Source organism: Campylobacter rectus, assembly GCF_004803795.1.
Lineage (GTDB): Bacteria > Campylobacterota > Campylobacteria > Campylobacterales > Campylobacteraceae > Campylobacter_A > Campylobacter_A rectus.
The window spans coordinates 2,384,446-2,397,071 of the sequence record NZ_CP012543.1 but is presented as its reverse complement, the minus strand read 5'-3'; the positions used below and the strand labels follow the sequence as shown (position 1 = coordinate 2,397,071).

Here is a 12,626-nt window from a genome sequence, read left to right as displayed (position 1 = left end):
TTAATTGAAAGGTGGTGAGGACGTTGCCTGGTATTAAGGTACATCCTAACGAGTCTTTTGACGAAGCTTACAGAAAGTTCAAAAAGCAAACCGACAGGAACCTTGTCGTGACTGAAGTTCGCGCAAGACGCTTTTTCGAGCCTATGACCGAGATCCGCAAAAAACAAAAAATCGCGGCTCGCAAGAAAATGCTTAAACGTCTATATATGCTTAGACGCTACGAGTCAAAGCTCTAACCAAAAGGGTCGCTTCGGCGGCCTTTTCTTTTTTAAACTCCCGTTTAACTCGCATCAAAGCCAAAATTTGCCATAATCTACGCCAAATTTAACAATCAAAGGAAAAATATGTCCAAAGTGCCCGTGAGCGAGGCCGCGGAAATCTTAGGCGTAACCAAAGAAGCCGTCTACAACCGCATTCGTCGCGGCACGCTAAAGACCTTTGAAAAAGACGGCATAAAATACGTAGTTTTGGACGGCTACGAGCCCCAAACCGCACCCAAATCGGCGCCCAAAACTTCAAAATCCGCCAAAAGCTCGGAGTCAAAAAAAGTGGCGAAAGTCGGCGAATTTGACGTGAATGAATTTCTACTCTCGCAAATTAGCGAACTAAAAGAACAAAATCAAAATTTGCAAGCCGATAAAGAGAGGCTTTTTCGCGAAAAAGAGCAAATTTTGCTAAATAATAAATCCGAAATCGCTCAAATTTACCGCGAAAGAGACGAGAAACTAAGGGGATTTTTAAGCATGCTCGAGCGACCGCTGCTAGCCCGTCAAAACGGCGAATACGTGGCCCCAATCGACGTTGAATTCGTCGAGAGCAAGCCTGAAAACGAAGGCAAATGGATGAGTTTGGCCGAGTTTTTAAAATCGCAAAATTTAAGCGGCAAAAGCCTTAAAAAAACGCAAAATAAAATCATAAAAAACATCGGAAAATCAAAATTTATCAAATTTAAAAAAGGTGTGATAATGGTAAAAAGTAAGAAAATTTCAAAGGAGCTAGATAAAAAATGAGAGTTTTTAAAGGCATAAAAAAAGTAGCAAGCTACGCTGCGGTCGGCGGATTTGGCGCGGTCGTGATAGCTGGGCTGGCCGGCTGCGGCAGCAACGATAACGGAGGAGAAAGTAGCGCGCTAAACGAAGCGGCGCAAAAAACGGGAGCATTCGTCATCATCGAGGAAACGGCGCCTGGCAAATATAAAGTCCTAGAGGAGTATCCGAGCAGCGAAACTCGCGTCGTGCTAAAGGACATCAACGGCACCGAGCGCGTGCTGAGCAAAGAGGAGATGGATAAGCTAATCGCCGAAGAAAACGCCAAAATCGATGCCGGAACGTCAAATTTGACAAATCCGAACGCTCAAAATGCGCAACTTTCAAGCGGCGGTATGAGTATGGGCGAAGCGCTCTTGGCATCGGCTGCGGGCGCGATCATCGGCAGCTGGATCGGCAACAAGCTCTTTAACAACCCGGGCTATCAGGCGCAGCGCCAAAGCGCGTATAAAAACCCGAGCGCCTACTCAAGGAGCGTAGATAGCTTTAACAAAGCCAAAGCCACGAGCTCGGCGGGCAAGCCTAGCGGCGGAAAGAGCGGATTTTTCGGCGGATCAAGCTCGAAGTCCGGCTCAAACTCGAATTTTGGAGGCTGAAAATGATAAATTTAAAAAAAATCAGCCCGCTAAATAACGAATTTTTACGAGAGATCGGCTTTACGTGGCACACCGATCCAGACGGCAGCGACTACGTAGCAGACGAGCTAGTCGAGGTTAGCGAGTCGCAGGCCGAGGCCTACTACAACGCCGCAAACGAGCTATACGATATGTTCGTCGCAGCCGCCCAGCACGTCATCGACAACAACCTCTACCACGAAGTCGGCATCCCGTTTAACCTCGTAGATCTAGTGCGCGAAAGCTGGGAAAACGACGTGCATTGGCATCTCTACGGTAGATTTGACCTAGCCGGCGGACTAGACGGCAAGCCGATAAAACTCATCGAATTTAACGCCGACACCCCGACGGCCGTGTTTGAGACGGCGATCATCCAGTGGGCGGCGCTTAAGTTTAACCGCATGGACGAGAGCGCGCAGTTTAACGACCTTTATGACGCCTTAAAGCAAAATTTTAGGCGCCTCGTGACGCTAGATGAAGAGACCGAGAGCTTTAACGAGCACTACGAGGGCTGGAAAATTTTATTTAGCTCGGTTGCGGGCAGCAGCGAGGATGAGCAGACGGTGAAGCTACTGCAGTATATCGCCGAGGAGGCGGGCTTTCACACGGCGTTTGCTTACGTCGATGAGGTCGTATTTAACGACGAGGAGGGAGTGTTTTTTGACGGCGAAAACTACGAGTACTGGTTTAAGCTCGTGCCGTGGGAGGACATCGCCGTAGAGGAAGGCGAGCTAGCCATAATCCTAAAAAACATCGTCCAAAATCAAAAAGCCATCATCCTAAATCCAGCATACACGCTGCTTTTCCAGAGCAAAGGCATCTTAAAAATTCTTTGGGATCTCTATCCGAATCACCCGCTTTTACTGCAAGCTAGCGACAGGCCGATCGCGGGCAAAAAATGCGTGAAAAAGCCGGTTTTCGGGCGAGAGGGCGCAAATGTGAGCGTGATAGAGGCCGATGGTAGCATTAGCTCGCAAAACGGCGGCGACTACGGTCAAAACCGCGCGATCTATCAGGAATTTTACGAATTTAACAAAGACGCCGCCAATAACAGCTACCAAGCCGGCGTATTTTTCGCCTACGAGGCGTGCGCGCTGGGTTATCGCAGGGGCGGCGAAATTTTAGATAACTACTCCAAATTCGTGGGGCACTTTATCAAATAAGGACGCAAAATGAAAATAGTCTGCCTCGATGCCGCTACGCTTGGAAGCGACGTAAATTTGGACGTTTTTAGGCAGTTTGGCGAATTTGTTAGCTTTGAGACTACCGCCGCAGCCGAGCGCGTAGAGCGACTAAAAGGCGCGGACGTCGTCATCACGAACAAGGTCGTCATCGACAAAGAGACGATGGATGCGTCAAATTTAAAGCTAATCTGCATCAGCGCGACGGGTATGAACAACGTCGATCTCGCCTACGCCGCGTCAAAAGGCATCGCGGTGAAAAACGTCGCGGGTTACTCGACGGTCAGCGTCGTGCAGCATACGTTCGCTTGCCTTTTTGCGCTAACCAATCGCATCAAATTTTACGATAATTACGCGCAAAGCGGCGAGTGGGCGAAGAGCGAAATTTTTACGAATTTAGACCGCAGTATCGGCGAGATAGCGGGCAAAAGCTTCGGCGTTATCGGCCTTGGCGAGATCGGTAGAGGCGTGGCGCGCATCGCGGCGGCATTTGGCGCGAATGTGAGCTACTACTCTACTAGCGGCGCAAACGCAAACGTGGAGTTTAAAAGACAAAATTTGGGCGAGCTTCTGGGTGGCTGCGATATCGTGAGTATCCATGCTCCGCTAAACGAAAAAACGCGAAATTTGATCGGTGAGCGGGAGCTAAATTTGATGAAAGAGGGTGCCTTGCTGATGAACTTCGGACGCGGCGGTATCGTGGACGAAAACGCCGTAGCTCGCGCGATAGACGGGCGAAATTTGCGTTTTGCCGCCGACGTGCTGGAGACCGAGCCCATGCGCGCGGATCATCCGCTACTAAATATCAAAAACAAGGAAAATTTGATACTCACTCCGCACGTAGCGTGGGCGAGTTTTGAAGCTAGAGAGCGGCTCGTAGCGATGATCGCGGAAAATATAAAAGAATTTTTAAACGGGTCTTGCAAAAAATGAAATTTAGAAATTTGTTAGGCTACGTCGTCGGAAGCGCTATATTTTTAGTGTTTTTTCCGTATTTGATCCGGCTTATTTCGCAGAAATTTGCTTTTATTATTTTTGAAAATCAAATTTTACCTATTGTTTTCGGCGCGCCTTTTCTTGCGCTCGGAGCTATTTATATCATTCTTTCAAACATCCAAATGAAACGCATAGGCAAAGGAAATCCCGCCGATGGCTTTAACGTGGCTATCGGCGAACGGACGAAAAATTTGATGACCGAGGGCATTTATAAACACACGAGAAATCCGATGCTTTTTGGCGTTTTCACGCTTTATATCGGCATTTCATTACTTACAAATTCATACGCCGCACTGGTTTTTCCCGCGATTTTTATCGCTTATATGAGCTGGTATGTGAAAAAATTTGAGGAGCCTAGGTTGCTTTTGGATTTTGGCGACGAATACGAGCGGTATCTGCGTAAAACGCCGATGATCGTTCCTTTTTTAATTTAAATTAAGGAGTAAAAATGGCTAGCGAACACAGTTTTGACATCAGCGCGGCGGTCGATATGATGGAGGTCAAAAACGCGCTAGAAACGGCGAAAAAAGAGATCGCGGCGAGATATGATTTTAAGGGGCTTGCGGCCGAGGTGGAGTTAAACGAAAAGGAAAAAATCATCACGCTTCTTAGCTCTAGCGACAACAAAATCGACGCGCTAAAAGACATCGTGATCTCAAAGCTCATCAAGCGAAACATCCCGCCGGTAGCCGTTACCGAGAGTAAACGCGAGAGCGCGAGCGGCGCAAATTTAAAGGCGACGCTAAAGCTAAACGACACCCTAGATAGCGAAAACGCGAAGAAAATCACCAAAGCGATCAAGGACGCAAAGCTAAAAGTAACTGCGGCGATCCGCGGCGAAGAGGTGCGAGTAAGCGGCAAAAGCATCGACGATCTGCAGGAGTGTATAAGGCTTGTGAAGGGGTTAAATTTGGAGCTACCGATTAGTTTTAAAAACTTAAAATAGCGGCTCGGCTTTTTCTACTTACTCTGCGTTGAAATTTAATTTTAAGCTCGGCAACCTACTTGGTTAGCCTGCGCTAAAAATTAAATTTCGCCTTGATTAAGCGAAAAATCTTTCGCCTTATCATTCTGTATTCAAATTTGATTCATCTAAATTTAAAAAGTAAGGATAAAAAATGGGCTTTTTTAAGAAAATTTTCGGCAAACAAGTCGATCTGGGCGAGCAAATGCCGATTTATTTCGCAAGTAACGAAGAAGACTATATGCAGCGCGCATTCGAGCAGGCGCGCGAGAGCTTTAGGTATTTTTGGCGCGAGCTTTACTGGGAGCGCCACAGGGTCGTGCCCGGGCTTGATTTTGCGATGGTTAAAATTTGTTTTTTAGACGTCGTGGACGGCGAGGAAGTCGGCGAGCATATGTGGATAAACGACATTGATTTTGACGGCGAGACTATCTCGGGCACGCTCGTAAACGAGCCTGACGCCGTGCAAAACGTAAAAAACGGCGACCGCGTGAATGCAAAAATAGACGAGATGAGCGACTGGATGTTTGCAGTGGGCGGACGCGCGTACGGCGGATTTAGCGTGCAGGCGATGCGCTCGCGCATGCAAAAGGGCGAGCTAAAAGAGCACGATAAAGCGTGGGGGCTTGATTTTGGTGATTTTAACGATATTTTGGTGGTTTATGAGCAAAAAGAGCATCCGGAAAATTTAACCGAGCATCCGATGAGCGAAAATATGCGTGAGCAGTTCGAGCAATACGTCAAAGAGCACCCAAGTATCGTCTCTGACGCCGATGAGCTCGGATTTACGCAGCTGCACCACGAGGCGCTCGCGGGCAATCTAGCGCTCATAAACGTACTGCTGGCAAACGGCGCGGACAAAAATATACGCACGAAAAGCGGTAAAAGAGCGATTGATTTTGCCGAGAATTTGGGCTGGAAAGATATCGTTAAAGCGCTTGCTTAATCGACCTTTAGGCCAAATTTAACGCTTAGCTAAATTTGGCTTAAATTTAAGAATTCTTGAGATTTATCTTTACGGCGTTGTTTTGCATGCTAGTCGCGAGGTGCGTAGTGCTAAAATAGTCAAAAAATATCGAAGAATTACAGGCAAGGAAAAATAAACGAATGCTTAAAGCTTTATAGCTATCTAAAATCGCTAGCGGGGTTGAGGAGCGCTACCGCTGATCCTGGCGCGGCGAATGATTGCATATAAAAGCTCGGTGAACAGGGCGAGGAGTGGTTTGTTTTAATAAAAATTTGCGCAAATCAAGAAAGCAAAAACAAACGACGTCCGTCAAACTCTTTTGGATACAAATAAGGCGATTAAATTTAGCTTACCGAAAAATATCAAAAATCACGATAATCGAACTTAAAATAATGCAAATCGGCCCGATCCATACCAGAGAATTTATAAATAAAAAGCTGCCGCAAACAGCGTAAAATATAATCTGTTTAAAAAATTGATAAGCCCGTGTTTTTCTGCGGGTTCTTTAATATCGGGCTTGCTCGCAAATACTTCTTTAAACGCTCCAAAAGCAAATATCCGGCCTGCGACATCTTTACGACATACCTGAAGGCTTCTAAAATTTAAAATCAAGCCGAAAATAAAAATCTCTACGCCGAAAGTTATTAAATCTTGTGCTATCTCCGACATCTGCAATTACCTTTAATAAGCCGTATTGTATCTCTAACGCCCTTAAACCGTAACCTAGCTCAAAAACGCCGTCCGCTTTTAGGTCAAATTTGACGATGTTTATATATAAAAATATATAAGCGCGACCGTAATATCGCCGCTAAAATTTACGCAAAATTTATTTAAATAAGTTAAACTAGCGCTTTAAAATTTTATTTTCAGCAAAATATAAGTAAAATACGCGATAAATTTAAAAAAGGAATTAATTATGGGGTTTAAGAATATTGTAGAAAAATTTGCGGTTAATTACGCCCATAATACTATGCAAAAATCACTCTATAGCGGCCTTAATATCAATATTTTAGATCAAAAATACGCCAAAAAGCCAAAGCAGGGTACCGAATACATGCTCTACGCGCACGTGCCCTTTTGTCATACGTTTTGCCCGTATTGCTCGTTTCACAAGTATCATTATGAACAAGAGATAGCTAAAATTTACTTTGAAAATTTAAGGCAAGAGATGCGACAGGTCAAAGACGCGGGATTTAACTTCACATCCCTTTACGTCGGCGGCGGCACGACGCTCATAAACGAACCCGAGCTCGAAAAGACGCTGATTTTGGCCAAAGAGCTTTTTGATATCAAAGACGTTTCCTGCGAGAGCGACCCAAATCACATCGAGCCTGAAAATTTAAAGCGTTTTCAGGGTCTCATCGACCGCTTAAGCGTCGGCGTGCAAAGTTTTAGCGACGAGATCTTAAAAAAGGTCGCCAGACACGAGAAATTCGGCTCTAGCGAGGTTTTACAAGAAAAGCTTAAAAAAGCCATGGGTATCTTGCCGACTTTGAGTTTAGATCTTATCTTTAACCTCCCGAACCAAACCAAAGAGCAGCTGCTAAACGACGTAAAAATCGCAAAATCCATCGCTCCCGAGCAGATCACTTTCTATCCGCTGATGAAATCTCCGCTCACGCGCGACGCGATCGCAAAGTCGCTAGGCGTCGCGGATAGCGACAACGAGCGCGAATTTTATGAGCTGATCTGCGAAAATTTTAGCGATTATCATCAGAGCAACGCCTGGGCGTTTGGCCGCGATAACGCAAATTTACGCGACGAATACGTCGGCAGCCACCACGAGTATCTTGGCGTGGGCAGCGGCGCATTTAGCTTTTTAAACGGCGAGCTCGTCATCAACGCCTTTAATCTCCTCGACTACGGCCGCCGCGTCAAAAACGGCGAGAGCCCGGTCATCGCAAAATGCGGCTTTACGAAAAAAGAGCGACTCAAATACATCTTCCTCACCGAGCTCTTTGACGGCGGCGTAAATATCGCACAATACAACGAATTTAACCGCGCGGATATCAAAAAAGAGCTCTTTGTCGAGCTAAATTTGCTAAAGCTCGTAAGCGCGATCTACGAGGATGGCGGCCGCATAATACCGACCGGCTTTGGCAGATACCTCTGTCTCGTGCTCATGCGCGACTTTTACGCGGGTATGGACAAGGTGCGCGCGATATTTAAGGACGATGCGAAGATCAAACGCAGCAAAATTTTACGCATAATGAACGAAAATACGGAGCCAAGTTTCGACGACGCCCTCATCTCTCCGCGCGCTGCGGTGTAAACCCGGTCAAATTTGACGCGGTTTTGCCGCTAAATTTGACTCCTCTGCGAACCGCTTTAAATTTATCGCGAAAATAACCCGCCGCCCAAGCTTATTTGAATTTAATTTATGCTAAATTTCGCCCCAAAGCGACCTTGCGGACGCAAATTTTATCAAAGGCGAAGCGGTGGATACGGATAAATTTTTAAGCGAAATTTGGGGCGCTCTTAAGCTATTTTTAGACCCCAAAACGCAAATTCTCGCAGACGAACGAAATCTAGCCGTTTTGCTCGCCGCGGATACGGAAAATTTCGATAGATTTATGGCGCTAAAGGAGTTTAGAGATATCCTTCACGCGCTTGGTCTAAAGGCCGACATATACAGTCTCCAGTGCGCCCAACTAGGTGCGATAAACGCTCTAAAATTCGCAAAAATCTCAAAATCAAAACTACTCGCCGCGCTAGAAATCCTGCAAAATGAAAACATAATCTCCGCTGAGCATTTTAAGCGGCTTTCGGCGTTTTTGTGCTCTCTTGGCACAGATTTGCCGACCCAAAATGAACACGATGGCTCAAATTTTAAAAAATCCGACGTCTTTCACCAAAAAATAGACGCGTTAAACGATATCTGCGAGCGAATTTTATCGCTAAACCCGAGCGCGGACGTCGCAAACACGGCGGCAAAAGCGCGGCAAAAAGCGCGTGAGCTAGAGTTTAACGTCGCGGTTACGGGCGTCATAAACGCGGGTAAATCAACCTTGCTAAACGCGCTGCTGAGCAAGAAAATCCTAGGCGCCTCAAACGTCCCCGAGACGGTAAATTTGACCGTGCTAAAGTATGCGCCCGAGCCTTTTGCAAAAGTAAATTTTTGGAGCGAAGCGGAGCTAAGGGAGCTTGGAATAGCGCAAGATCAAGATGATGATATAGCCGAAATTTACGGCGATTTGAGCGTCAAATTTGAAGGCGATCCAAGCAAGGCGGCGCAAAATTTAAGCGACAAATTCGGCGCGGACGGCGATACGTCGCAAGCCAAATTTGACGGCTCTAGCGCAAAGCCAAATTTAACCGCCTTAAGCAACGGCGAAAAAAATCAAGACGCCAAATTTGAAAGCCTCGTCGTAAGCTTGCAAGACGGTAAAACAAACGACCTGAATCAAACGCAGATAAGCCGAGATATAACGCAAACGCAACACGGCAAATTCGCGGCCGTAAGCCAGCCGCAAAACCAAACTAAAGACGGCGAGCCGCAAAAACAAACGCAAAAAAACAGTGTTCAAACATCAAAAAACCAAGCCGTGCAGCCAAACGCCGCGCAAAATTTAATCCAAGAAAGCCAGCTGCAAGCGAGCCAAATTTGCGCCGATCTGCCTGCAAGCAAAACGGTCAAAACGGACGAGATCAAGCGCTACACCTCGGCGGACTCAAAATACGCAAAATTTGTAAAAAGCGTCGAGCTTTACGAAAATTTGGAGCTTTTAAAGGATAACGTGCGCATCATCGACACGCCCGGCATCGACGACGCGGTGGCTCTGCGCGAGGAGCTGGTGAGGCGATTTATGCGGGAGTGCGACCTGATGGTACACCTGATGAACGTCTCGCAAAGCGCCACGCAAAAGGATCTGGACTTCATAGTCTCAAGCCTGCAAAACTCCCACACTGTGAGGCTCGCCGTGCTACTCACGCACGCGGACGTGCTAAAGGATGGCGAGCTAAACGAGGTCGCCGCCTACGCCAAAAAGAGCGTCGAGGAGCGCACGCGGGAGCTGGGTGTCGGGGCGGAGTTTTTCGCCGTGAGCGCCAAAAGCTACTTTGAGGGCGGGCAAAACAGCGGCGTCGAGGAGTTTAAGGAGTATCTTTACGAGACGCTTTTTGGTCAAAATAGCCAAAAATCTCGCCTTGGTATCGAGGCGTATAAAAAGGAGCTCGGCCGCGTCTGCGCGCAGTTTGCGGCGGATACGCAAAGCGAGATTTTAAAGCTAACGGGCTCAAATTTGAGCTTATCGCAAAAGCTTTTTGAACTAAACGAGCAAAAAGCCGCGCTAGCTAGCCGTCTAGAGGACGTGAGGGGCGCGGTAAAAGAGGAGCTGGAACGCCTAGATACGGCTAAAACCGCGGCTAGCTACGAGCTGGGCCTAAGGTCGCTAGCGCAAACGCTAAAGCAGCGCGTTGCGGATGACGTAAGCTACGCGGCCTCTAAAAAACAAAAGATTGACCCGCAGCGTCTCTCGCGCATCGCGCAAACTACGATCAAAGACGGCGTTGCCGCCTTGATGCGTCAAAATCGCAACGAAATCGTGCGGCAAATCACCGCGTGCACGCAAAATATCGCGCTAAAATTCGGCGAATTTGAGGGCAAAACGGCGGTGGCCGAGGTCTTTAGCATAAACGACTATCTGAACTCAAAAGGGATAAATTTAGAGTGCGCCCAGGTCGCAGACGCGGTGACTAGCGCGGCAAACTCGGGCGCGCAAGGCGTAGCCGAAGCCGCCAAAGTAGCCGCGGAGGAGTTTTTGGGCACCCGGCGGATAAAAAATTTCGTTTTCGAGCTTAGCGAATTTGAAAAAAGAGAGTTTAAAAAGCAAATCGAAGCCGCGCTAAAAGAGCAAGAAAAGGCGCTTGCGATCAGCGAAGAGGCGCTAAAAATCGAGCTTGCCGAGCTATCGAAAACTAGCGGGCGGGACTCGCGCGAGCTAGAGCGACTAAACTCGCAAAGCGAGGCGATAAATGCTATAAATTTGGAGCTGCAAAGTGTTTGAGGAGTTTATAAACGCGTATAAAACGCGGTATTTTAAGATATTTTCGGACGATTTTCACGGGCGATTTAGGCGGCTGCAAAACGAGCTAACCGAGCCCAAATTTCACCCGAGCGCCGAACTAAAACAGGAGCTAAATAAACTCGATCTGTTTTTATCCAGCCCGCTTACGGTCGCTACCCTCGGGCAGTTTTCTAGCGGCAAATCGACGTTTTTAAATGCGCTTTTGGGTAGCGAGATTTTACCATCAGGTCTAACTCCCGTGACTTCAAAGCCGACTTTTATCAGATACGGCGCCGCACCCGCTCTTAGCGTGCTTTACGAAAACGGCAGAGAGTTGTATCTGGGCGTCGAGGAGATAGGGCGATTCGCCGATCAGCGCGTGTTTGGCGATGAGGTGAGCAGGCTTTGCGTTTATGCGCCCTCTGAAATTTTAAAGCTGGTAAATTTCGTCGATACGCCCGGGCTAAATTCGCTCTCAAAGGCCGACACTGCCGTCACGCACGAAGTGCTAAAAGACGTCGCGGGCGTCATCTGGCTAAGCCTAGCCGACAACGCCGCGCGCGCTAGCGAAGCCACTCAGATCGAGGAGTTTTTAGCGGACGGTGGCAAAACGGCGATCTGTTTGCTAAATCAAAAAGATAAGCTAAGCAACGATGAGCTTGAGCGCCTCAAAACTCACGCGCAAACGACGTACGGGCGATTTTTTGAGCGCATTATCGCAGTTTCTGCTAAGCAAGCCGTAAAAGCGCAAGCCGCGGGCGACGCGACGCTTTTAGCAGAGTCAAATTTTGGCGCGGCGATAAGCGCCATCCGCGAGCTTTTTGGCGGCGAAGAGATAAAAGAAAAATTCGTGCGCGAAAAGTGCGCTAGGCTGGTCGCCGTAAACGCTGCTCAGCACGAGCGAATCGCTAAAATTTACGAAAAAGCGGGCGAGATAATCGCTAAATTCGACGCCGAGCTGGAGTCAAATTTAAAAGCCGTACAAGAAAAATTTAAGCCGAAAATCGAGCTAGCCTTTAACGAGCTAAAACACGTCGCAAAGCTCGTCGCAGACGAGATCCTAGCTAGCCTAAAAAGCGAGAAAAAGTATAAATACTCGCCGCGAAAAACTCTGCTAAAGGGCGAGTATTTTGAAGCTAGCGCGTATGAGGCGGTGGATTTTGACAGCGACGAGGTGTTTTCAAAACTCATCTACAACGACGTGAAATTCGCCAAATTTTTTAGAACGTATAAGCGGGGTTTAAGCGCGCTGCAGGAGGAGATCGGCGTGGCTCTGGATGAAATTTACGCTCGGCTGGAGCGCGAGTTTATGATTTATAAATCCGAATTCGAAAACGCGCAAAAAGAGGACGAAACGCACTCGGACACTGTGTTTGCCGACGTTAGGACATATGCGGGGCAGGTGTATAGGACGTTTTTGCGAGACTATGAGACGGCGAAATTTAAAGGGCTGCAAAAGACGGCGCTGTTTTTTGAAAAGCTAAACCTCAAAGTCGCCGCAAACTACGAAAATGCCGTTAAAATCGCCGTGTATTTTCTAAAAGAAAAGATAGCTGGCTCGATGCGCGCGCACGAGCAAAACGGCTTTGCGCTGTTTATCCCGAGCTTTGACGAGGTACAAGACCGCGTTTTGCTATCGCTAAATTTATACGAATTTGAAAATGAGATGCTGGGAAACGCGTCATTTTTAAATAAAATTTTATCGGCGTTAAAGAGCGAATTTGCGCAGATAAAGGACGAAAAACTAGCTAAGATCGCGGCCCTATCGGCCGGACACGAGAGGCTAAGGGATGAAATTTTAAAAGCGGGCGAATGGTTTGGCGGGTAGTTTTGGTTTTAGTGTAAATTTAGC

General features: G+C 47.4%; 11 protein-coding genes. All 11 read left to right on the top strand.

The window, feature by feature from the left end:
- Positions 1-23 precede the first annotated feature (23 nt).
- The 11 genes from rpsU (at position 24) to CRECT_RS11460 (ending at position 12,602) form a co-directional block, all read left to right on the top strand.
- Positions 24-236 carry a 30S ribosomal protein S21 gene (gene rpsU, locus CRECT_RS11510; protein WP_002951513.1) on the top strand — a complete coding sequence of 71 codons (213 nt, stop codon included), beginning with the start codon at positions 24-26 and terminating at the stop codon, positions 234-236.
- A gap of 108 nt (positions 237-344) precedes the next feature.
- Positions 345-1,010, top strand: a complete 666-nt coding sequence (locus tag CRECT_RS11505; protein ID WP_002944866.1) for a helix-turn-helix domain-containing protein — start codon at positions 345-347, stop codon at positions 1,008-1,010.
- The gene (locus tag CRECT_RS11500; protein ID WP_002944854.1) at positions 1,007-1,642 is read left to right on the top strand and encodes a UPF0323 family lipoprotein; all 636 of its coding nucleotides are present in this window, start codon (positions 1,007-1,009) and stop codon (positions 1,640-1,642) included. Before CRECT_RS11505 ends, CRECT_RS11500 begins: the two co-directional genes overlap by 4 nt.
- A 2-nt stretch (positions 1,643-1,644) precedes the next feature.
- Positions 1,645-2,823 carry a glutathionylspermidine synthase family protein gene (locus CRECT_RS11495; protein WP_002944913.1) on the top strand — a complete coding sequence of 393 codons (1,179 nt, stop codon included), beginning with the start codon at positions 1,645-1,647 and terminating at the stop codon, positions 2,821-2,823.
- A 9-nt stretch (positions 2,824-2,832) separates the two neighbouring features.
- Positions 2,833-3,774, top strand: coding sequence for a D-2-hydroxyacid dehydrogenase (locus CRECT_RS11490; RefSeq protein ID WP_002944900.1), 942 nt, complete (start codon positions 2,833-2,835; stop codon positions 3,772-3,774).
- Positions 3,771-4,271, top strand: coding sequence for a methyltransferase family protein (locus CRECT_RS11485; RefSeq protein ID WP_002944908.1), 501 nt, complete (start codon positions 3,771-3,773; stop codon positions 4,269-4,271). Before CRECT_RS11490 ends, CRECT_RS11485 begins: the two co-directional genes overlap by 4 nt.
- A 14-nt stretch (positions 4,272-4,285) precedes the next feature.
- Positions 4,286-4,783, top strand: a complete 498-nt coding sequence (locus tag CRECT_RS11480; protein ID WP_002944861.1) for a YajQ family cyclic di-GMP-binding protein — start codon at positions 4,286-4,288, stop codon at positions 4,781-4,783.
- A gap of 172 nt (positions 4,784-4,955) precedes the next feature.
- Complete coding sequence (locus CRECT_RS11475; RefSeq protein ID WP_002944853.1) at positions 4,956-5,747, top strand: DUF2314 domain-containing protein; 792 nt, start codon at positions 4,956-4,958, stop codon at positions 5,745-5,747.
- A 937-nt stretch (positions 5,748-6,684) separates the two neighbouring features.
- Positions 6,685-8,040 (top strand): coproporphyrinogen III oxidase family protein, encoded by a 1,356-nt coding sequence (locus CRECT_RS11470; RefSeq protein ID WP_002944906.1) that lies wholly within the window; start codon positions 6,685-6,687, stop codon positions 8,038-8,040.
- Positions 8,041-8,206: 166 nt separating this feature from the next.
- Positions 8,207-10,774, top strand: a complete 2,568-nt coding sequence (locus tag CRECT_RS11465; RefSeq protein WP_002944909.1) for a dynamin family protein — start codon at positions 8,207-8,209, stop codon at positions 10,772-10,774.
- A complete protein-coding gene (locus CRECT_RS11460) occupies positions 10,767-12,602 on the top strand; it encodes a dynamin family protein (RefSeq protein WP_002944862.1) in 1,836 nt (611 codons plus the stop codon). The genes CRECT_RS11465 and CRECT_RS11460 overlap by 8 nt, the downstream gene beginning before the upstream one ends.
- Positions 12,603-12,626 lie beyond the last annotated feature (24 nt).

Bases quoted from the DNA above. Each gene is read 5' to 3' on its own strand.
- CRECT_RS11505 (WP_002944866.1), top strand. From the start codon at position 345: ATGTCCAAAGTGCCCGTGAGCGAGGCCGCGGAAATCTTAGGCGTAACC.
- CRECT_RS11500 (WP_002944854.1), top strand. From the start codon at position 1,007: ATGAGAGTTTTTAAAGGCATAAAAAAAGTAGCAAGCTACGCTGCGGTC.
- CRECT_RS11495 (WP_002944913.1), top strand. From the start codon at position 1,645: ATGATAAATTTAAAAAAAATCAGCCCGCTAAATAACGAATTTTTACGA.
- CRECT_RS11490 (WP_002944900.1), top strand. From the start codon at position 2,833: ATGAAAATAGTCTGCCTCGATGCCGCTACGCTTGGAAGCGACGTAAAT.
- CRECT_RS11485 (WP_002944908.1), top strand. From the start codon at position 3,771: ATGAAATTTAGAAATTTGTTAGGCTACGTCGTCGGAAGCGCTATATTT.
- CRECT_RS11480 (WP_002944861.1), top strand. From the start codon at position 4,286: ATGGCTAGCGAACACAGTTTTGACATCAGCGCGGCGGTCGATATGATG.
- CRECT_RS11475 (WP_002944853.1), top strand. From the start codon at position 4,956: ATGGGCTTTTTTAAGAAAATTTTCGGCAAACAAGTCGATCTGGGCGAG.
- CRECT_RS11470 (WP_002944906.1), top strand. From the start codon at position 6,685: ATGGGGTTTAAGAATATTGTAGAAAAATTTGCGGTTAATTACGCCCAT.